We start from the raw sequence: 20,732 nt of genomic DNA on the forward strand, positions 1-20,732 counted from the left end.
ATCATGCATTATTTTTATACCCAGCAAAAATTCACCTAATTTTATCCATGAACCATTAGCTATCAGCTAACGGATTGCGTACCTGATGGATGCGCAGCTCATCATCTGGGAACAGCCTTCTTTTCGTCAATTGCTCAACGCCTATGACTGCATCGAACAACGAGAATCGTTCAAACTGCTCGGCATGCTCTGGAAAATGCTGCTGATACTCTAAGATTATCTGCTTCACCATCTGCCAAAATTTCACCTCGGAGAAGTCGTAATGCTGCTCCATAAACAAAGCTAATTCGCCTAAGTTAATAAAGAAAAAGGCATCATGGACAAAATCACGCACAGCAGCCGGATCATCTGTTTCCAGAAAGGAATTGCGATTGACGCGTTGATGATATTCCGGCACTTGCACAAGCTGTGGACATTTGTCCGGCTCGGCGAGAGCCGCCTTCATAAATCGAATGCCGTCATGAAAATCCTTCAGCGCCACCCGCTGCGGCATGCCAGCCTGATGGATCAGTACCATATTTTGCGCATGCGATTCGATAGCGATGCCATGGGCAAACAGGAAATGAATAATCGGGCGGACGCTCGCACCAAGCAGCCCAAGCAGCCACTTTTCCGCTCCATGCCGCTTAATCCACGGATCAATAATTGGAGCGCTATTCAAGTCTGTAGCGCATAGCGCATTGAAGGGCACCGCCGATTCTTCCGGCAGCAGCTGCGGATGCAGGCTTTCCCGCCATATGCAGGCGAGCACTCCATAGGCTTGCGGCTGCAAAGCAGCAGGTATGCCGCTATTCACATAGGCTGCGCCCGCAATCTCGCCTAGAAGAATGACGCGCAGTTGGTCGCGCAAATAGCTGTCCTCAGCTGCCAAGCCTTGCAGCCAATCCGTAATGAGCGGTGCATTTTCCACCGTATGCGGAGCAAGTATTCTGCCGGTTGATGTATTCAATATACTCAAGGCCAGCTTGATATAAGCTTTATCGGGAGACGTTCGATTGGCAAGCGTACGAATGGATTGCTGAGCCGTGTAACGTTCATCGGCCGTACCTAGCGGTATCAATGCTCCTTCGCGAATTTGCGCTGCAAATACCGAGGTCAATTTATTGCTCCATTGCCACGGATGGACGGGCAGCAGCACATAGGCGCCTCGATCAACGCCAAGCTGCGTGAGATAAGCCGCAAATTTGGAGCGGCTGCCCTCACTCAGCTGTGTGCCGATCCATTCGTTAACGTCTATTTGCGCAAAAGAGGCATTTTTGAGCCTCGCTGAGCCGCTTGTCCGCGCGAGCTTTCGCTGCACAGCTACCCAAATAGGCTCGATGGGCTGAGCAAACTCCGGCCCATACGCCGAGTGATCCGAAACATTAAAGCCGATGCGCGATTTGTAGCTCGGATGATACGGATGCCCATCCATAATCAAGCTTTCCCAGTCCTCATAGGATTGCTGATGAATGGGGATCGCCGCTTGATGCCGTTCATATTGAGCAAGCGTATCGTTGATTAACGTCTGTTCAAGCTCCTGGATAAAATGAAGCGTCCTCGCCTCATCTGCTCCGCTCCTAGCAGCAGTCTCAAGCAGAAACAACGCGAGCGAATCGGCTTCCGCCTCGCTATTATTCATTTTGCGCAGCAGCGGCTGGGCATCCATCCGCAGACGGTCGAATGTCAGATGCCGTGTGCCGCCGCAAATATAAACGACCGCCTCTCCGCTTTCGCTCACCCCCTGAATTTCACAGGACCAGCGGTGATTCGGCTCCAGCCTCAGGCCGCCCACAATCCCTTCATAGAGCATGGATTGAACCAGCTGCCGAAAAATTCGGCGTCTTACTTGAACAAAATGGGAAGAGCGCATCGCAAGCGCATACTTGCTTTCCTCTGGCATTCCCTCTACTGACGCCGCTGTTAACACTTCTGTCTGACCGTTTTCCATCTTCTCACTCCCCTGCTAATGTGCGATGCTTCGGGTGGTAGGCATACAGCGGATTGCTTACGCTATGTACGCAATCCTTCGGCCCCTCGTACAATCGGCGTTTCGTCAGCTGCTCCACCTCGATCTCTGCTGCAAATAGATCAAAGGTTTGAAAACGCTCACCAAGCTCAGGAAATTTCTCCTGATAGCTCACGATCGTTTCAGCCGTCAGCTTCCACCACGCTTCCTCGGCCAAGCCGTAATGCTTCTCCAGAAAAAAGGCCAGCTCGGTTAAATTAATAAACATAAGCGCATCAAGCAAAAAGTCTTTAACCTCTTTGACGTCCTCCTTCGCAATAAAAGAATTGCGATTGACGCGTTGATGATTGGCTGGCGGATACATAATATCCGGATAGCCCAGCGGATGGGGAACAGCCGGTGAATAGCGAATGCCATCGTGAAAATCCTTTAGTGCTACGCGTGTCGGCAGCCCCTGCTCCAGCACAATAATCATATTTTGCGCATGAGACTCCAGCGCAGCGCCATGTGCATACAGCAGATGAATGAGCGGCACGACCGTTGTGCTGATCAGCTTTTTCACCCAGCCCTCCACGCCATGCTTCCGAATCCATTCCTCGATGACCGGCGTCCCGTCTGCTTGCAAATAACATAGAGCCCCGAACGGAAGTGCTTCCTCCCCTGGCTCAAGATAGGGATGCAGACTTTCGCGCCAGATGGCGCCGAGGGTGCCATAAACCTTTTGCTCAAGCAGATTCGGCAGCTTCTGATGCTGATAAGAAGCACCGAGCACCTCCTTCAGCATAATAAGCCGCAGTTCATCGCGTAAAAAAGCATCGCCTGCCACCACCTCGCCCAGCCAATCCGATATGCGCGCCGCATTAAGCAGCGTATGCTGCGCCAAAATACGGCCGGAGGACGTATTTGTAATACTTAGCGGCAGCTTAACATAAGCCTTGGACCGATCTGAGAGATTGCTAAGTGTGCGAATAGACTGCTGGGGAACATACCTATCGCTGCCATAGCCTAAATAAATGATTTCCTGCTGCTCCAGCTGCTCAAAAAACGCAATAGACGCAAACCGCTCCCACTGCCAAGGGTGGACAGGGAGCAGCGTATACTCGTCAGGTTTTTTCCCCAGCGCCTCGATTTTCGCTTGGAATGCCGCATAATCCGCTCCGAGCTCATGCTGCATATAGCTGGTCAGATCTAGCGTATGAGAAATGGAGAATCGAACAGCCGACTGATGCACGGCTACCCAAGCCAAGCTCAGCTCCGGCTTAAATTCCGGGCCATAGGCCAAATTGTCCTCCAGCGTAAAGCCCATTCTGGATTTATAGCAGGGATGATACGGATGTCCCGCTTGTACATAGCTCTCCCAGTCGTCATAATCGACTGGCTTATACGGCTGATCTGCCGTCAGCTGCTGGAGAGCCATCGCATCCTTCAACAGCGTTTGCTGAATTTCATTGATAAAGACGGACAGCAGCGCCTCTGTCGTCTCTAGAGACGGTGCGATTTCCAGTAGAAACCGCGGGAGAGAATCCGCTTCTGCCGCGCAACCAGACGCATAGCGCAACACGGGCTCATCCGACAAACGGATACGACCATAGCTTTTTTTACGAGAAGCTTTAAACCGATACACGACCTGCTCGCCAGAATCAGACTTTCCGTGAAGCTCATATTCCGTTTCAGCACCATCTGCAATGGCAGGACCCGATACGATTCGCTCATATAGCAGCGATTCTATCAGTTGGCGAAAAATCCGCCTTCGCGCCTGAATCAGCTCATTCGAGTGCAGCAATGACAAGCTAATCTGGCTCATTGGCCACCTCCAAAAATAAGGCTTGTCTCTTCCACGTAAAGATGCTCGGGATGCGGATGGCTCAAAAAGTCATGATGCGAAATCGCCCAGCCATATGCGCCCGCATAACGGAATAGCAGCACATCGCCTACACGCACCTCTTCCACTTCAACATCCTGTGCCAGCACATCCTTCGGCGTACAAAGCTGGCCGACGATTGTTGCCCGGCTGTTATAAATCGCGGGCCGCTCATAGGAATGCGGCCAATGCTCAATGGCGATTCGCTCGAACGGATGACTGTGATTCCAAGAGACAGGCAGCCGGAAATGGTGGGTGCCCCCGCGAATAATGACATAATCCTTCCCGTGATTCCGCTTAATATCCAGCACCTCGGCAGCATAATACCCCGTGGACGCGGTAATGTACCGCCCGCATTCAAACAGGAGGGTAGTCGTAGGCTCCAGCTCCCTATCTAGCATCGGCTCAAGCGTGCTAACAAACTCGCTCCAATTAAACTGCTGCTCCAAATCCGCATAATTGACACCGATACCGCCGCCCGCATTCATATAATTTAAGGTCAAGCCGTATTTTGCAGCCCACTGCCGGGATAAGGTGCAATAATATTCAACCAGGCGAACATGCTGCTCCGCATCCAAATTATTCGATAGGGAGTGAAAATGGAACCCTTCCACGCGGACATGCTGCAGCTTTTGCAATTGCGCTACAATCTCCGGCAGCACTTCCTCGTCAATACCGAACTGCGTCGGCTTGCCCCCCATTGCCAGCTTCGCTTGAGGAAGCGGGCCCCGCAAATTAATGCGCAGCAAAACCGAAGCCACAAGGCCCCGCCTTTCCGCAATGGCATTCAGCTTATTCAGCTCATGCCCGCTCTCCACATGAACGAGACTGACGCCGTATTCCAGTGCCCCTTCCAGCTCCTCCTCCGTCTTTCCAGGTCCGCCGAATAAAATCGGAATTTCTGAGGAAATTTCGCGCACCTTTCTAATTTCTCCTAGCGATGCGACCTCAAAGCCATGGACAATTCCGGCGAGAGCAGCAAGCACCTCGTGCTCGGAGTTCGCTTTAATGGCATAAAACAGCTTGCAGCGGCGGGGCAGCGTTTGCACTCGCTCGTCTGCATGTCTGCGCAAGGCACCCATATCGCGCAAATAAGCACATAATAAGCCGGGCTGCTCTGCCTTTAGCTTTTGAATATACGAAGCGATGCTCTGGATATCTGAATGTACGCCGCTTGAGGTTACAGACATAGACGCGTACCTATTCCCTTCCGCACGGCCTGCGCATAAATTTCCGCCGCGCTTGAAATATCTTCAACTGCCATACCCATCGGATTGAGCAAAATAATTTCATCATCGTTTTCGCGGCCGGGCTTGCTGCCGATTACGATTTCGCCCATCTCTGCATGCAGCTGCTCACGCGAAAACTTGCCCTCCAGCACAAGCTGATTTATCGTTTTTTTCTCGCGGTTGGATTGATCCCAATCATCAACCACAACTTTATCCGCAAGAACGAAAACTTCCTTATGCACATCCATTATCGAAATATTGCTGATGAACGTGCCTTTGCTTAGCCATTCGTATGGGATGTACGGTGCAGAGGCTACTGTTGCGGTAACGAGCACCTCCGCCTGCCGAACGGCTTGCTCAGCGGATTCCTCCACCTTGAAGTCCACCTGCTTGAACTGCTCCCGCAGCTCTGCTGCCAGCAGCTCGGCATTTCCCTTATTCAAGTCAAATAGACGAACGGTGTGAATGGCCTCGAACTGCTCTACCAAGGCTGTAATTTGCATCTTCGCAATGACACCACAGCCGATGACTGAAACAGCACCGAAGCCTTTTTTCGCTAAATGCTTGGCACCAATGACCGTCACCGCCGCCGTGCGCATACCGCTTATGAGACTGCCCTCCATAACGGCAATTGGATAATTGGACTCGGGATCATTCAAGATAATGAGCGCGCTTGCCCGTTCTTTGCCTCGCTTCGCCGGATTATCATGCTTGCTGCCAATCCATTTCAGTCCGCTTACAGCTACTTCGCCGCCGACATAAGCAGGCATCGCAATAATACGATCCGCAATATGGCCTGCATCCCCGTTCACCCGCAAATATGGTTTTAGCGGCTGCATATATTCTCCCTTCGCATGAAGCTCAAACGCCCGAGTTACGGCTGCCACGTATGGCGATGAATGCGTTCCGCCAAGCTCCACAATATGCTGCTTGCTCAAATATAAAATCTCATGCTCCTGTACCTGACTCATTCTAAAATCACTCCTTGTTCATAGTGTTGTTGCTTGGTCTAATGCTGAGCATGCGGCAGCTTCTGTACCCATTGCTCATCGTAAACGGTATCCAAATAACGCTCTCCCCGGTCTGGCAGCACGGTTACTACATTCGCTGAAGGCGGCAAGGTCGGAAGCAGCTTTTGCAGCGCGGCTACAAGAGAGCCTGATGATCCACCGGCAAAAATCCCTTCGCGCTCCAGCAATATTCGGCAGCCCTGCACGGATTCGCGATCATTGACATGGATGACCTGATCGACCTCCAGCGAGGAAAATAATTCGGGGACGCGATTAGCTCCGATACCAGGAAGCTCCCGCTGTGCAGCCGGTGTTCCGAAGATAATAGAGCCTACCGCATCTACCGCAATAATTTTGGCCCGCGGAAATGCCTCCTTTACGCGGCGTGAAATTCCGAGTATACTGCCAGTTGTACTCACAGCGCATACTAAATAATCAATTGGGCTGTCCATTTGCTCCACGATTTCTTCTCCTGCCCCATAATAATGCGCCTCCCAGTTAAGTGGGTTCGCATATTGATTAATCCAGTAAGCATGGGGATTTTGGCTCACAAGCTCCTTCACTCTGCTTATTCGCGATTGCAAATAACTGCCGTATTCATCTGGCTCCTTAACCATGTCGATTTGAGCGCCCAGATACGTAATCATTCGTAAATTGGTCGAGGTAATTTTCGGATCAACGACACAGGTAAATTTAAGCCCGTACATCTTGGCTGCGAGAGCCAAACCAATGCCCAAATTACCTGACGTGCTCTCGATCAGATGGGTATTAGCCTTAATCGTTCCTTCCCTCAGCCCCTTCTCGATAATGTAGCGGGCGGGACGGTCCTTCATGCTGCCGCCGGGGTTCATCATCTCCAGCTTGGCGAAAATAGATGCTCCATGCGAACCAAACAGAGAATTCAAGCGAACTAACGGCGTTCGTCCAATGCAATCAATGATCGTATTGGCGATTTTCGGCGACCTTTCTTTAACCTGCAAAGCGTTTTGTTCCATGCATGAACACCAGCTTTCCTCTTGTTTTGATGCCGCTCATACGCCCAGTTGATAATGATTATTAATTTCAAAAATGCGACATAGGCTACATTATGCTATTCCTTTATTTACCTGTCAATATATTTTTATTTTGCATATTTTTCTTTAATGTCATTGACTTTAAATATATTTGTTGATAATCTTGGGTGGTATTTGATTATTTATCACGTCAGACAAGGCAGGCGAGTAATTATGCAGCAATTATCTTGGAATAGAAGTGTGCGTGTATTATGGGGAGGAAGGTTTCTTTCTAGCGCAGGCTTGACGGGGATCAGCCCGTTTATTCCGTACTACATGGAGTCGCTTCAAGCAGGAAGCTCCTCCCAGGTGCTCATGTGGACAGGACTTGCCGTCTCTGCACCAGCCGTCTCCTATGCGCTGCTAACTCCTTTGTGGGGCAAGCTTGGCGATCGCTGGAGCCGGAAATGGATGGTCGTCAGAGCTTTGCTCGGGCTCGCGCTAAGCATGTTTTTGATGTCCATTGCCGCTACGCCATTTCAGTTTTTCCTGTTTCGCCTGTGCCAAGGCGCTTTCGGGGGCATCTCAGACGCGAGCAGTGCGTTCATCGGAACCCACGCTCCGGCTAAAAAGCAGGGCCTCGCGCTTGGGCAAATGGAACGCGCGTCCGCTGCCGGCTTACTCGTCGGACCTCTGCTTGGAGGTATTTGCGTTCATACATGGGGAAGCAGCTCCCTGCTGTTCATAACCGCCTCCTTAACCGCTTTATTTGCCCTCGTTGCTGCCTTCGTTTTACCCGGCTCTGCACAGGAAAAACCGAAAGCGGAGAGCTCCGCTGCGAAACGAAGCGGCATATTCGCTGCCTTTGCAGCGCTGCTGAAGCATCCGGCGGCACGCTCCTTTATTGCGGCGGGCATTTTGTTTAAGCTTGCAGACTTCGCCACCTTTACCATTTTCACGCCGTACATGCGGGAGCTGCTTACTTCCCCCGCTACAGCGGCAACAGCGGTAGGCATACTCATCGCTGCATCTTCAGCCGGAGAATTGGCAGGCGGCCCCTGGTGGGGTAAAAGAAATGATACCCACCAGCCCGCGCGTAATTTTACCGCAGCCGGACTGTTATGTGCGCTTTGCATTATGGCCCAGACGCTGCCCTTTGGCGTTGTTTGGCTATTTATTGTCCGCTTTCTGCAAGGCTTTTTTTACAGTGCCTTATTGCAAACGGTCATGCTGTCCGTCCTCAAAACCTCATCCGACCATGATCGAGGCGTTAGAATTGGAGCCACGAATAGCCTTCTCATGGCAGGGCAAATAACCGGTCCAACCATCGGCGTCTTCATTGGAGCCCAATTAGGCCTGTCCTCCGTTTTTTTGGTTATGGGCGGCTTTATGCTGCTGGGCGCCATGCTGGTCTGGCTTCCCGCTGCCCCTATTCGGCGGCAAAATCGTTTTTCTGCCCATTAAATCATTATCTGAAAGGAGCTAGTCCAGTATGTCGCAAGCTCAATTAAGCCAACAATCTGTAGTAAGCCCCTCTACTCAGCGCTCAGAGAAGGAAAGCATCAGCCGCTTATTGAATGCCTATCTTCGCGAGTCGGGGCAATTCGAGCCAAGTCAGGTTTCCCTCCCTCATCCTGACATCACGTGTGTCGTTTGGCTGCCGCACACCAAGCTTGGCATTTATGGAACTATTCTGCATTTGTCCGCTGGCGGGCATCACGTATTTGGAGACCATTTTTACACACAGGTGGAGCAGCAGTGGAACCAAAGCACATTTGCCGAAATTATTCAGCTCGTGCTAAATGAAATCAGCTTCGTCGAAGCTGAATCCACGTCCAAATCGCAAAAAAGAACCGAGCTTGAAGCTCTTATTCAAAATAGCCAGCAGCGTATGAAGCATTATTTGGATTATTCAGCGGAGCAGGAGCAAGCTCAGGGGGAGCACCCTCTCGATTTTCGTTATTTGGAGCAGGCGCTGCTATGTGGACATCCGTTTCATCCGACGCCAAAAAGCCTGCAAGGCTTCAACGATGATGATTCTAAGGCCTATTCGCCGGAATTTGGAGCCGCCTTTCCGCTTCACTGCTTCGCTGCGGCACCTGAATATATCGCGGAGGATTGGCTTGAGGGGCAGACGAATGAGGAGCCGTTCGCGTGGATTCCACCAGCGATGAAAGCGGCAGCCGCCGCGAAGCTTGGCGCGGCGAGCAGTGATTATGTCCTTCTGCCCTGCCATCCTTGGCAGGCGCAATACGTCCGCAGCCTTGCGCCTGTGCAAAAATTGCTGGAGCAGGGACGGCTTGTCGATTTAGGAGAGACTGGCCCCCTCGTATACCCGACTTCATCTGTCCGAACGGTATGGAGCCCGGAGCAGTCCTGCTTTTACAAGCTGTCGCTGCATATCCGAATTACGAATTTTATTCGCGAGAACACCCCTGAGCAGCTGCTGCGCACGCTTGATGCCTCCAGAGCGATAGAGGCTATTCGAGAGGATTATACGACGGCATCATTTAAGCTATTGTTAGAGGAAGGCTATCGCACGCTGCATTTACCTGAGGCTGAGCAAAGCCTGAACGAGGAAATCATGTCTGCTTTCTCCATGATTGTGCGTGAAGCACCGCAAGAATGCACGTCGCTGGAGGAGCCGCCATTTGTCATCGCATCCCTGCTGGAGGTACCGCCTGGACATAGCGAGCCCCTCTTGTTCCGAGCGGTTCGTCAAGCGCTTCATCCTATGCAGCCTAATTGGACGAGCTGGCTGCACCAATATTTGCACCTGTCGATGAAGCCGCTGCTGCATTTATACGCCGAAACGGGCATTAGCCTTGAAGCGCATGTACAAAATGCCATGCTGCGCTTGCATCAAGGCATGCCGGGCATCTTTTATGTTCGAGACCTTGAGGGCATTAGCCTTAACGTCGAAATCGCCGAGCAGCGGGGCTGGATCAACACCCTATTGCGGGAGGACAGTCCTGTTCTTTATACAGAGGAGCAAGCTCGCCATCGCCTAAAATATTATTTTTTCGTTAATCATCTCTCTCATCTCATTGCGCGAATTTCATATTACAGCGGGCAGAAGGAGCAGATATACTGGAGCATCGTGAGCGACGTGCTGCTAGAAATCAAGCAAGCCTCCTCCCTTGCGCTGATGCACAACCTCATTCAGGATTTATTGACCAGCGCTACACTCCCAGCAAAGGCAAATTTGCTTAGCCGTTTTCATCAGCGCGGAGAAACGCCATTATACGTGGAAATACCAAACCCGATGCGGATAGATGCCTAATCAAAGAACCTGGTTTACCGTTTACACATAAAAAAGCCTGTCCCCGCAGTCATCATAAAGGAGGAACTGACCCCATAACGTGAGACAAATCAAAACACCTTTAAGTTGAAATGACGAGTGTTGTAAAATACTTGTACAACTTGGAGGTGTTTTTTACGTGGGGACAAGGGTCAGCTATCCAGTAGAGGTGAAAATGAAGGCAATCGAATTGCGATTAGCCGGGGTTCCTGTAAAAGAGGTTATGGAGCAGTTGAACATCATGAATTACACGCAGCTAAAGGTGTGGATGAAATGGTATAAGCAGGGCGAAGCCCATCGACTGGAGCAGCCTGTGGGCAAGCAGTATAGCTATGGGAAAGGGCCTAAATATGATTCAGAGGCAGCAAGGCTGGAAACGGAGAATCGCTTTCTAAGGCAACAAATTGAACTTTTAAAAAAGTACAACACCATGAAAAGGAGTGGGTTGTCCCAGAAATCATAATCGCCTTCATCGAGACTTCCAAGTCACAAATGAGTATTCAAGGCTTATGTGAACTCTTGGGCGTCTCAAGAGCAAGCTATTATCGTTGGAGAAAGCAGCCTGTGAACAAGAGCGATGAGCGTCTTACAGAACGTATTCGGACACTCTGCGTGGAACACAAGTTTCGCTATGGCTATCGTAAAATTACGGCTAGTTTGAGTGAGGAGACCCCTGTCAATCATAAAGCGGTTCAGCGTATCATGCAGCGAGAAGGCTTGCAATGCAAGGTGAAAGTCAAGAAGCGTAAACAAACAGGGGCACCTACCTATGTCGCGGATCATCTGCTCAAACGTCAGTTCAAAGCAGACAAGCCCTTACAAAAGTTAGTTACAGATATTACCTACTTGCCATATGGACCTAAAATGCTGTATCTTTCTAGCATTCTCGATTTATTTAATGGTGAGGTTATTGCTGCAACGATTGGAGATACCCAAGACACAGCGTTTGTCCTGGATACCTTAAGCCAGCTTCCAACTTTGCCAGAAGATTGTATGCTACACAGTGATCAGGGCTCTGTGTATACCTCCGCCGCCTATCAACAAACGGTAAAAGGAAAAGGCATTACCATGAGCATGTCCCGTAAAGGAACGCCCGCTGATAATGCCTGCATCGAATCGTTTCATGCCACCCTCAAGTGCGAAACGTTCTATCTCGACCGATTGACCTGTACAACGACGGCAATCGTTGTACAGACGGTCACAGACTACATTGATTATTATAACAACATTCGTATTCAAACGAAACTAAATAACCAGTCGCCTAGTAAGTACCGGCAACTGGCTGTTTAGTTAAGGTGTTTTGATCCTTGTCTCAAAAACGGGGGTCAGTTCCGGATGACGAAAGGACAGGCTATATTTCACTTTCACCCTGTATGGACTTCGAGCATAGACATAGGCTTCGCGGCGCTTTGAGCACTTATCCCCTTAGCTCAGAAAGCTCAGAGCTTTATCTTTATCTTTATCTTTATCTGTTTCTTTATCTGTTTCTTTATCTGTTTCTTTATCTGCTTCTTTATCTTTCTATTTCTGTTCCTGTTTCTGTTTCTGTAGTTCTTCTGAGCTAAGGGGATAACAGCTGTAAGCGCGACAATTAGCCAACAGAAGCTGGCAGACAGCAACTGGCTAGAACAGGCCGCTCATTGCAATCTATACTACCGGCGCCCATTACCGCAGACTGTGTGCTTTCATTTATTTGCCGGTCCACCGTAAAAAATCCTCCTCCGTAGCAAGCACGCTGTGAGTCGCCGAAACGACCTGCTCCGTCCCTCTCGCATAATCAAGCCCGCTGCTGGCATAGTCGTAGGACAAAACAACTCTCGTTTTTTCCTTCAACGGATTGGCGTGGGGAATCGCGGACAGGAGCGACTTCGTATACGGATGTACGGGACGCTCAAAAATATCCTCCGTCGTGCCCGTCTCGACTAAATAGCCTAAATGCAGGACCCCGATTCGATCGGAAATGTATTTAACCATCGACAAATCGTGGGAAATGAACAAAAAGGCCGTGTTCGTTTCTTCCTGAATGCTCTTGAGCAAATTTACAACCTGTGCCTGAATCGACACATCAAGCGCACTGATCGCCTCGTCTGCAATAATAAGCCCCGGCTCCATAATGAGTGCCCGGGCTATGCCTATGCGCTGCCTCTGCCCACCCGAAAACTGGTGTGGATAACGATTCGCATGCTCACGCGACAGCCCCACCTTCTCGAGAATACGCTCCACCTTTTGACGGCGCTCCTGCTTTGTGCGGTACAGTCTATGAATATCCAGCCCCTGTGCAATAATGTCGATGACTTTTTTTCGAGGGTTAAGCGAGGCCATCGGATCTTGGAAAATCATTTGCATTTTGGTGCGCAGCAGCCTCTGCTCCTTCTCCTTCAGCGTGCCAGAAATATCTGTGCCCTGAAAAGAAATCGTGCCTGCCGCCGGCTCATACAGCCGAATAATCGTTCGCCCAATCGTTGATTTGCCGCTGCCCGACTCTCCTACAAGTCCATAGGTTTCCCCTGCATGAATATCAAAGGAAACCCCATTAACCGCCTTAACCGTATACTGCCTGCTCACTTTAAAATGCTGCCTCAAATCTGCAACTCGTAAAATAGCTTCTCTTCCCATTCGCTTTCCGCCTCCTTCGCCACCCTATTTATTCTCGCCTTTAACGACTCCGACATTTCGATTTTCGGAGCGTTCTCATGCATTAGCCATGTTGCGGCGTAATGTGTATCCGACACTTTAAACATAGGCGGCTCCAGCTTAAAATCAATGTTGAGCGCATGGACATTGCGCGGTGCGAAGGCATCTCCAGTAATGGGATGCAGCAAATTCGGCGGGCTGCCAGGAATCGTATACAGCTTTTCATTAGGTGAGCCCATGTCAGGCATAGAGGAAAGCAGCCCCCACGTATAAGGGTGACGAGGATCATAAAAAATTTCCTCTACCGTCCCCCGCTCAATGATTTTTCCCGCATACATGACCGCCACATAGTCGGCCACCTTCGCAACAACGCCTAAATCATGCGTAATGTAGATGACAGAGATGCCCGTTTTAGCTTGGATCGTTTTAATCAGCTCTAAAATTTTCGCCTGAATCGTCACATCAAGCGCCGTCGTTGGCTCATCACAGATGAGCACCTCGGGGTCGCAGGCAAGCATCATGGCAATAACGACACGCTGCCGCATACCGCCAGACAGCTGATGCGGGTAGCATCTCATCCGCTTCTCAGCATCGCTTATGCCCACAAGCTGCAACAGCTCTAGCGCTCGCTTCCGCGCCTGGGCGCGATTTTTTTTCAAATGAATGATCATGCTCTCCATAATTTGATTGCCAATCGTCATCGTCGGGTTCAGCGACGTCATCGGATCTTGAAACACCATGGCAATACGCCTGCCATTCATTTGCGAGCGCATTTCCTTTTGCGATAGCTTGAGCAAATCCTTGGTCATTCGTTTGCCTTGTTCCTCGTAGTGAAAAAGAATAGAGCCGGCATTTATTAGCCCATTGCTGCTCAAAATTCGCAAAATCGCTTTTGCCGTAACGGACTTGCCGCTGCCAGACTCTCCGACAATCGCTAACGTTTCCCCTTTGCGCAATTCGAGATCCACTCCGCGTATCGCATGAACTAGCCCGCTCGCTGTTTGAAACGATATCGCTAAATGACGGATTGAAAGCACCATCTCGCTCATCACGTACTCCCTCCTAGCCTTCTTTCATTTTCGGATCAAGTGCATCGCGCAGCCCGTCCGCAAGCAAATTAAAGCTCAGCATCAGCAGCGCCAGCACTACGACTGGTGCGACAATCATATATGGATAAATCGTCATCGACTTGAAGCTCTCGCTAATCAGCGAGCCTAATGATGCCATGGGCTGAGGAATACCGAGACCGATAAACGCCAGAAAAGCTTCCGTAAAAATGGCGCTAGGCACGGAGAACATCGACATAATGATGAGCTGACCAAATATATTCGGCAAAATATCTCTAAAAATAATGCGGCCATGACTCGCCCCAAGCGTACGGGAAGCAAGGACGAACTCCTGCTCCTTCAGCTTTAAAATTTGCGCCCGCGCTATTCGGCTCATTCCTATCCAGCCCGTAATCATTAGGGCGAGCGTTATCGTCACAAAGCCCGGCTTCAGCACGACGATAAGCAGCGTGACAATGACCAAATTCGGAATACCGCTTAAAACTTCAATGATTCGCTGCATCACATTGTCTACCGAGCGTCCGAAATAACCGGAAACAAGGCCATAGCACATGCCTATTATCATATCTACAGCAACGGCAATAACCGCAATATATAAGGAAATTCGCGTCCCCTCCCAGGTACGGGTCCATAAATCTCTCCCCAGCGTATCCGTGCCAAAAATGTAATAAACGTCAGTAAGCCCCTTCTGCTCATACACCTTGCTTTCCATACCCGCTATACGCGGGGGCAAGCTTTTATGCTTAATGTTGATTGATTTATAGGTATGCTCATTCATCATCGGACCAAAGGCTGCGAACAATGAAATAAAGATAATAATGACTAAGCCAACAACCGCACCTTTATTCGCCTTAAAACGAAGGAAAGCGTCCCTTCCATACGATTGACTCGTATAGGTATGATCGATTTGTACCCGCCGCTCGCTATTGCCAGCAAGCTCGAAATCGCCACCTGTAATGGATTGTATCTGATTAGCCATGCTTCTCCCCCTTCGCCAAGCGAATGCGCGGATCAATGACACCGTATAAAATATCCACGGCCAGCATACTGGCAATAAACATGATGCTATAAAGGAAAGATACCGCTATGATGACGTTATAATCATTAATTTGGATTGCCGTCACGAGCAAGCTGCCGATGCCCGGAATAGCGAAAATTTGCTCAATAACGAGACTTCCGGTCATTAAAGCGACGACGAGCGGCGCCAACACCGTAATAATAGGAATGAGCGCGTTTCGCAGTGCATGAACGATAATTAGCCGGGCACTCCCGACGCCCTTGCTCTCCGAAAGCTGTATGTATTCCGATTGAAGCACTTCAATCATTTCAGAGCGGGTAAATCGCGCAACGGTTGCAATCGTAAACATGGAAAGGGCGACTGTTGGCAGTACGGTAGACACAAATGGTGATGCAGCGCTATACAAGAGCGGAAACCACTTTAGCTTCCAACCTAAGTAATACGACAGGGCGAGGGCAAATACATAGGAGGGAAAGCTGACGCCAATGACTGAAAACAAGGTCGTCAAGCTATCGGCAAAGCTATTATGCTTAAGCGCAGCTACGATGCCCAATAATAAGCCAATTGCTGTGCCGAGCAGCACCGCTTGCAGCCCGATTTGCAGCGATATGGGCAGACGCGCCTCCAGCATCTCGGAAATGGGCATATTTTTCTGAATGACATAGGAAACTCCGAAATCGCCGCTCAGCATCGCTTTCATATAATGGACAAAGCGATTAAACACGGGCTGGTCGAGGCCATATTTAGCATCCAGCACCGCTCGCTGCGCTTGCGTAATTTTCTCGTCGTTAAACGGAGAGCCTGGCATGAGCTCCAGCATGAGGAATAGTGCCAGTAAAATAACGAGCAGCGTAACGACGGCTAAGCCTAATCTCTTTAACACATAAATTTTCAATCGCTTCACCTCTCAAAAAATACCGGATGGCAGCTGCTTTAAGTTCCGCCACTGCTATCCGGCTTTCCATGGAGCTATCTGTTATTGTTTTTCCGCCGTTTTGTAAGAAATATTGCCGCCAATCGTGCCTAAATTGATTCCGGTTACGTTCGGCTTAATTAAAACCGCATTACCCTTCTGGTAAACAGGGAAAATGACCGCTTCCTCCAGCACCTTTGCTTCCAGCTGCTTTAACGCCTCCCAGCGCTCCGCCGGCTTGCTGGCAAGATCGCCTCTGCTCACTCGATCCGCAAGCTCATCATAGGCTTTATCGCTCCATTTGCCAAAATTGTTCGGATTGTCCGTCGTCCACATCGCAAGATAGGTCATCGGATCGTTATAATCCGGCCCCCATCTGGTCAGGCCCACTTCATATTCACCGTTATACATGAGCTCGACGCGATTTTTCTTCGGCTGGGACTTGAGCGCAAAGGTCACGCCCGGCAATGCCGTTTCAATCTCCGATTGAATGAACTGCGATACGAGTGTTGCTGATTCCGTATCTTCAAACAGCAGCTCCAGCTCAATAGCATCAATGCCTAACTCTGCCTTCGCTTGCTCCCAATATTTCAGCGCTTCGGCCTTATTCGTTGATGGATAGCTGCCTGCTGTTTCCCGGTAATCCTTGCCGTCTGGCCCCGTTGCCAAAAACTGCGGAACAGCAAAATCCGCTGCGATGGAGCCATCCTTCAATATCTCATCGACTACCGCTGTTTTGTCGTAGGCAAGCGAGAGCGCCTTGCGTAAATGAATATTTTCCAAACCAGGAACCTTCTGATTAGGCGATAGGTACCAGAGAAAGCCTGTCAGCACATTTTGATATTCCGGACTTTGCTGATAGCTTGTAATTTGTTCGCCGGAGAGCGCGACATAGTCAATGTCACCATTTTCATAAGCAAGCACGGATTGCTGTGTATCTTTAATAATTTTATAATTTAGGCCATCCAGCTTTACGCTGTCTGCGTCGTAGTAGTCCTTATTTTTCTCCAAGAAAAACGTTGTTCCGCCGACTTCCCAGGTTTTCAGCTTGAAGGGACCGTTCGCCAGCAGCGCTTCCGGTGTCAAAGCATATTCCGTCCCTTTCTCCTTGAAGAATGCTTCATTTACAGGAAAGAAGGATGGAAAGGCCAGCAGCGAATCAAAAAAAGGAATGGGACGTTCAAGCTCCACCGTCAGCGTCCTGTCATCAACAGCCTTGACCCCAAGCTCGTCAAAGCCCTTCTCGCCAGCAATGATGGCAGCGGCATTTTTCAGACCGGCTACCTCTGCGATAAAGCTGTATTCACTAGCCGTTTCCGGATTAACGAGTCGCTTCCAAGCGAATTCAAAATCCTTCGCTGTAACGGGCGTTCCGTTAGACCACTTCGCATCGCGCAGCGTAAATGTATAGTGGAGACCATCCTCGCTCAACTCTACCTTTTCAGCTAAAGCCAGCTGAGGCACACGCTCCTCATCTATCGTGTATAAGCCTTCAGTCGTAGCGGCAATCACTTCAAAAGACAGCCCATCTGTTGCTATGGCGGAATCCATCGAAGCAAGCTCCACCTCTTTGCCCAAATTGAGCACCTTCTGCGCGGAAGGGCTAGCTTCTGGCGCTTCGCTTTCTGAAGAAGCACTTGAGCTTTCAGCTGAAGCTGGCGCTACACCCGAGCCCTGCTTTGCGCTTGTGCAGCCTGCTAATAATAAAAGAACGGAAAATAGGGCGATTGCTATCTTTACTTTTTTCAACAAAGTTTCCTCCCCAAATGCTAGAAATAAAAAGGAATCTCATTCCATGTAAAATTTAGGATGTTTCAACCTTTTTCTGCATTATACAAGTCGATATTTTTAAAGTCAACTATTCTTATTGGAATTATCAAATTAATTGATATAACGATAGAAATATTAAATAACCCCTATCTCGGCAACGAGATAGGGGTTATAGACTAGCCATTCTGGCAGGAAATAGATGAATGAATGGCTTATTTCAAGCTTATCGAACCTGGCTCACACCAACGGGCAAGTCCTGCCTTGACCGCCTCTAGCGGCGCCGATTCTGTACAGTCAACCGCCCATGCAATGTAGCCATCGGGGCGAATTAAAGCCGTATGAACATTTTCCCACCCGACAGCTGCTTCAGCTATAGAAGCTTGCACACCTTCCACATGCGGATATTTCTCCCAAGCGACTAGCTCGCCGAATTGGGGATCACTCGCGAGGTGAAGCAGCACATAAGAGCCTGCATGCATGAGCTTATAGGATTTTAGAAGAGAGCCGCTTGCCAGCCTTAAAGTAAGCTCCGAGAATCGGCGTCCATTCAGGGGATGTGGCGGCGAGTGGGGGTCAGGCGCATACCCCACATCGAAGGCTGAAATTTGGGCAGCGAGCAAGGCATTGGCCTCGGGTATTTGCAGAAAGGATGCCATAAGCTTTCTTAACTCCACCACGCCCGGAAGCTGTCTAATCAATAGAGCCTGCGCTTCGGTATTGCGAAGCAGCGCCGTGCTGACAGGATAACGTTCCTCATGATAGCTGTCCAAAAGCCAGTCCGGAGCCCAGCCATTCAGCTCAGCAGCCAGCTTCCAGCCTAAATTCACAGCCTCCTGCAAACCGACATTCATCCCTTGTCCGCCTGCTGGAAGATGAATATGTGCCGCGTCTCCAGCGAGGAAAACCCGATTTTTGCGAAAATGCTCCGCTTGGCGTGTTGCATTTCCGAATCGCGAAAGCCACTGCGCCTCTCTAATCCCAAAATCCTGTCCATAAACACGAAGCATGCTGGACTTAAGCTCACCGAGTGTGACTGGTTCGTCCTTAGCAATCGCCATCCGCTCGGAATCGAACACAATGACCCGGTGAATCTGCTTAGTCACAGGTACAATCATGATACCGCCTTGTTCCGTAAAATGAGAAACGATTCCCCCTGCTTCCAGCTCTGGCAGCTTGACATCGCCAAGCATACAAGTAAAGGTAGCATCAGTTCCTAAAAAAGCGATGTCCATTTGTTTACGAACAAGGCTTCCGCCGCCATCAGCGCCCACGACGTATGCAGCGGTCAGCCTATATTCTCCTTCCGCCCCTAGCGCCGTCACTTCAACGCCTTCGTCGTGCTGGCGGATCGATTTCACTTCCGTCTCCCGAATAATAGCTACGCCCAGCCCTCTTGCCCGTTCCTCCAGCAGCTTCTCGGTTTCACTCTGGGCAAGAACTAACGTATAGTTCGAGGCAGAATCCAAAACCGAAAAGTCCAAAGGCGTTGCCAGACCCGCGAAATGCCCTTTCGGAATCGGCCTCCCCTTCTCAAGCAGCTCTGGAGCAAGCCCTCGCATATCTAATATCTCCAGCGTACGGGGATGAATCGTTAATGCACGAGAATAAGGTGTTGTATCCTTCAAACGCTCCAGCAAGCAAACTTTTATGTTAGCCAAAGCCAGCTCAGAGGCTACCATTAGTCCGACTGGCCCACCTCCTACCACAATTACGCCATCTTTCATTTATCGTCACATCTCCCCATTGAGCATTCATAATGACTGCCCCGCTATCTCCGCAACACTATGCTCATAAAAACCGATCAAATCCAGAATAAACCGTTTGACTACCTCAAGCTCAGCCTCACTGTAGGCATGTAATATTCCCATGAATTTCTCCTGCGCCCTGTCATGCAGCTCTTCATGAATGACATACAATTGCTTGCCCGGCGCAGTCAGACGAAAATAAACTTCCTTTTTGTTATCGTTTAATTGCGTTTTACGTACCCAGCCGTTTTTCAAAAGGCGAGTCGTCACCTTGGAGACGTTTCCCTTGCTCAGCCCCATTTTATCGGCAATTGCCGTCAAATTAAGCGGCTCGTGCTGGCCTATGCAGGACACCACATGAATTTCCGTCATATTAAGCGGCGTATCAAATTCAATGCTGCTGCGCAGCTTCTGTAAAAATAGACTGCCTTCGTTCTGCTCGGACTGCTCTTGCTGATGCAGCAGCTTTAAAATCAGTTCATACACATATTGCTTGTTCATTTGATGTTTTTCCACGCTTAACCCATCCTTTGCTTGCTTCACTCCTTTCATTATAACTCATAAATTATTTCCAAAGAAACAATTTGATTAATAAAAATATTGTGCCCCAGCCGCAGCTACAGCTCACAGGATGGTCAGTTTCTTTTCAGCAGGCGTACGCGACTTTGCTTTCGGCATTTTATCGAAATAGCCCATAAGCAGTATACCAACAATACGCTCATCCGGCTTGACGCCAAGCCCTTCACAAAATATAGGAGAGTGGATACATTCGAGCGTTAACCAAACCATCCCGATCCCTTGCTCCCAAGCCAGTAGCTGAAAGTTTTGAATGAGGCAGCTTACAGCCCCATAATCCTCCTCCTGCTTATGCGCATCCTTGTCTGCTTTCATCACAACAATTAGAAACGCAGGGGTTTTGCTGTAATGCTGCATCATCATCTGCTTCAACTTTCCAGGCATTAGCTTCAGGCGTTTCAGATGGGCCATCGACTCCATCATTAGATCGACCAGCGTCGCTTTTGCCTCCATACGTTCAGCTACAATAAAGCGCCAGGGCTCCCGCAGCCCATGATTAGGTGCCCACACGGCATCATTTAACAATTGGAGCAGCATATCCGGCGCAAGCGGTTTTTCATTAAAGTGCCGAATGCTGCGCCTTTCACGAATCGTAACTGCAATGCTCATTGAATGACCCTCCTTCTATTTTATTTTCCACCCTTGAAACTTTGTTTCAAAGGAAACAA

The 20,732-nt window shown here is 49.7% G+C and carries 16 protein-coding genes; 3 read left to right on the forward strand and 13 right to left on the reverse strand.

What is annotated here, in order from left to right; translation table 11 throughout:
- Positions 1-55: 55 nt before the first annotated feature.
- Genes V5J77_RS17970 through sbnA form a run of 5 tightly spaced genes read right to left on the reverse strand, consistent with a single transcriptional unit; the run spans position 56 to position 7,043 of the window.
- Positions 56-1,930 carry an IucA/IucC family protein gene (locus V5J77_RS17970; RefSeq protein ID WP_338552177.1) on the reverse strand — a complete coding sequence of 625 codons (1,875 nt, stop codon included), beginning with the start codon at positions 1,928-1,930 and terminating at the stop codon, positions 56-58.
- A gap of 4 nt (positions 1,931-1,934) precedes the next feature.
- On the reverse strand, positions 1,935-3,752 hold the full coding sequence (locus V5J77_RS17975; protein ID WP_338552178.1) for an IucA/IucC family protein: 1,818 nt from the start codon (positions 3,750-3,752) through the stop codon (positions 1,935-1,937).
- A complete protein-coding gene (locus V5J77_RS17980) occupies positions 3,749-4,999 on the reverse strand; it encodes a type III PLP-dependent enzyme (protein ID WP_338552179.1) in 1,251 nt (416 codons plus the stop codon). Before V5J77_RS17980 ends, V5J77_RS17975 begins: the two co-directional genes overlap by 4 nt.
- Positions 4,990-6,009: a 2,3-diaminopropionate biosynthesis protein SbnB gene (sbnB, locus tag V5J77_RS17985; RefSeq protein WP_338552180.1), complete on the reverse strand. Its 1,020-nt coding sequence runs from the start codon at positions 6,007-6,009 to the stop codon at positions 4,990-4,992. The genes V5J77_RS17980 and sbnB overlap by 10 nt, the downstream gene beginning before the upstream one ends.
- 38 nt (positions 6,010-6,047) lie before the next feature.
- A complete protein-coding gene (gene sbnA / locus V5J77_RS17990; RefSeq protein ID WP_338552181.1) occupies positions 6,048-7,043 on the reverse strand; it encodes a 2,3-diaminopropionate biosynthesis protein SbnA in 996 nt (331 codons plus the stop codon).
- A gap of 231 nt (positions 7,044-7,274) precedes the next feature.
- Here sbnA and V5J77_RS17995 point away from each other — a divergent pair, with 231 nt between their 5' ends.
- From V5J77_RS17995 to V5J77_RS18005, 3 genes are all read left to right on the forward strand, one after another.
- On the forward strand, positions 7,275-8,504 hold the full coding sequence (locus V5J77_RS17995) for an MFS transporter (RefSeq protein WP_338552182.1): 1,230 nt from the start codon (positions 7,275-7,277) through the stop codon (positions 8,502-8,504).
- A gap of 28 nt (positions 8,505-8,532) precedes the next feature.
- Complete coding sequence (locus V5J77_RS18000) at positions 8,533-10,323, forward strand: IucA/IucC family protein (RefSeq protein ID WP_338552183.1); 1,791 nt, start codon at positions 8,533-8,535, stop codon at positions 10,321-10,323.
- 157 nt (positions 10,324-10,480) lie between these two features.
- Positions 10,481-11,631, forward strand: a protein-coding gene (locus V5J77_RS18005) for an IS3 family transposase (RefSeq protein ID WP_338552184.1) whose coding sequence is annotated in 2 segments (ribosomal slippage) — positions 10,481-10,754 and positions 10,754-11,631 — 1,152 coding nt in all. Because the reading frame shifts where the segments join, the coding sequence is not laid out codon by codon here.
- A gap of 399 nt (positions 11,632-12,030) precedes the next feature.
- Here V5J77_RS18005 and V5J77_RS18010 read toward each other — a convergent pair.
- From V5J77_RS18010 to V5J77_RS18045, 8 genes are all read right to left on the reverse strand, one after another.
- Entirely contained in the window at positions 12,031-12,957 is a 927-nt protein-coding gene (locus V5J77_RS18010; RefSeq protein WP_338552185.1) for an ATP-binding cassette domain-containing protein, read from the reverse strand.
- A complete protein-coding gene (locus V5J77_RS18015) occupies positions 12,921-14,024 on the reverse strand; it encodes an ABC transporter ATP-binding protein (protein WP_338552186.1) in 1,104 nt (367 codons plus the stop codon). Before V5J77_RS18015 ends, V5J77_RS18010 begins: the two co-directional genes overlap by 37 nt.
- Positions 14,025-14,037: 13 nt before the next feature.
- A complete protein-coding gene (opp3C, locus tag V5J77_RS18020; protein ID WP_338552187.1) occupies positions 14,038-15,021 on the reverse strand; it encodes an oligopeptide ABC transporter permease in 984 nt (327 codons plus the stop codon).
- A complete protein-coding gene (locus tag V5J77_RS18025) occupies positions 15,014-15,955 on the reverse strand; it encodes an ABC transporter permease (RefSeq protein ID WP_338552188.1) in 942 nt (313 codons plus the stop codon). Before V5J77_RS18025 ends, opp3C begins: the two co-directional genes overlap by 8 nt.
- 81 nt (positions 15,956-16,036) lie before the next feature.
- Positions 16,037-17,722: a peptide ABC transporter substrate-binding protein gene (locus V5J77_RS18030; RefSeq protein ID WP_338552189.1), complete on the reverse strand. Its 1,686-nt coding sequence runs from the start codon at positions 17,720-17,722 to the stop codon at positions 16,037-16,039.
- Positions 17,723-17,955: 233 nt separating this feature from the next.
- Positions 17,956-19,467, reverse strand: coding sequence for a monooxygenase (locus V5J77_RS18035; protein WP_338552190.1), 1,512 nt, complete (start codon positions 19,465-19,467; stop codon positions 17,956-17,958).
- Positions 19,468-19,494: 27 nt separating this feature from the next.
- Positions 19,495-20,004 (reverse strand): MarR family transcriptional regulator, encoded by a 510-nt coding sequence (locus V5J77_RS18040; RefSeq protein WP_338552192.1) that lies wholly within the window; start codon positions 20,002-20,004, stop codon positions 19,495-19,497.
- A gap of 108 nt (positions 20,005-20,112) precedes the next feature.
- Complete coding sequence (locus V5J77_RS18045) at positions 20,113-20,673, reverse strand: nitroreductase (RefSeq protein ID WP_338552193.1); 561 nt, start codon at positions 20,671-20,673, stop codon at positions 20,113-20,115.
- Positions 20,674-20,732 lie beyond the last annotated feature (59 nt).

Origin of the sequence: Paenibacillus sp. KS-LC4 (assembly GCF_036894955.1) — a bacterium.
GTDB lineage: Bacteria > Bacillota > Bacilli > Paenibacillales > Paenibacillaceae > Pristimantibacillus.

Excerpts from the sequence above, each read along its gene's own strand:
- sbnA (WP_338552181.1), bottom strand. The coding sequence starts at position 7,043 with ATGGAACAAAACGCTTTGCAGGTTAAAGAAAGGTCGCCGAAAATCGCC.
- sbnB (WP_338552180.1), bottom strand. The coding sequence starts at position 6,009 with ATGAGTCAGGTACAGGAGCATGAGATTTTATATTTGAGCAAGCAGCAT.
- V5J77_RS17975 (WP_338552178.1), bottom strand. The coding sequence starts at position 3,752 with ATGAGCCAGATTAGCTTGTCATTGCTGCACTCGAATGAGCTGATTCAG.
- V5J77_RS18015 (WP_338552186.1), bottom strand. The coding sequence starts at position 14,024 with ATGAGCGAGATGGTGCTTTCAATCCGTCATTTAGCGATATCGTTTCAA.
- V5J77_RS18010 (WP_338552185.1), bottom strand. The coding sequence starts at position 12,957 with ATGGGAAGAGAAGCTATTTTACGAGTTGCAGATTTGAGGCAGCATTTT.
- V5J77_RS18035 (WP_338552190.1), bottom strand. The coding sequence starts at position 19,467 with ATGAAAGATGGCGTAATTGTGGTAGGAGGTGGGCCAGTCGGACTAATG.
- V5J77_RS17970 (WP_338552177.1), bottom strand. The coding sequence starts at position 1,930 with ATGGAAAACGGTCAGACAGAAGTGTTAACAGCGGCGTCAGTAGAGGGA.
- opp3C (WP_338552187.1), bottom strand. The coding sequence starts at position 15,021 with ATGGCTAATCAGATACAATCCATTACAGGTGGCGATTTCGAGCTTGCT.
- V5J77_RS17980 (WP_338552179.1), bottom strand. The coding sequence starts at position 4,999 with ATGTCTGTAACCTCAAGCGGCGTACATTCAGATATCCAGAGCATCGCT.
- V5J77_RS18000 (WP_338552183.1), top strand. The coding sequence starts at position 8,533 with ATGTCGCAAGCTCAATTAAGCCAACAATCTGTAGTAAGCCCCTCTACT.
- V5J77_RS18045 (WP_338552193.1), bottom strand. The coding sequence starts at position 20,673 with ATGAGCATTGCAGTTACGATTCGTGAAAGGCGCAGCATTCGGCACTTT.
- V5J77_RS17995 (WP_338552182.1), top strand. The coding sequence starts at position 7,275 with ATGCAGCAATTATCTTGGAATAGAAGTGTGCGTGTATTATGGGGAGGA.